Origin of the sequence: Stenotrophomonas sp. SrG, from assembly GCF_050031795.1 — a bacterium.
In the GTDB taxonomy this organism is placed as follows: domain Bacteria; phylum Pseudomonadota; class Gammaproteobacteria; order Xanthomonadales; family Xanthomonadaceae; genus Stenotrophomonas; species Stenotrophomonas rhizophila_A.
The window spans coordinates 1-247 of sequence record NZ_JBNBBE010000706.1; the positions used below are offsets into that span (position 1 = coordinate 1).

Genomic DNA, 247 nt, shown 5'->3' on the forward strand with positions numbered 1-247 from the left:
CATCGGTGCCGATCGCCAGGTTGACCCCGGCGCGCTGCAGGGCGCAGGCCGGGCAGAACCCGGTGGCCAGCTTGAGGTTGGATTCGGGGCAATGCACCACGCTCACGCCGCGTTCGGCGCCGAGGTGGATTTCCGCTTCGGTCAGCTGGGTCATGTGCACCGCGATCAGGCGGTCGTTGACCAGCCCCAGGCGGTCCGGCCGCGCCAGCGGGCGCTGGCCGTGCAGCTTGAGCGAATCGCTGATTTC

The 247-nt window shown here is 69.6% G+C and carries 1 protein-coding gene; it reads right to left on the bottom strand.

All coding sequences use genetic code 11. The features are described 5' to 3' along the window. A partial coding sequence (locus ACQG3P_RS21405; RefSeq protein WP_426806179.1) for an amidohydrolase family protein occupies window positions 1-247 on the bottom strand: 247 nt, incomplete at both ends.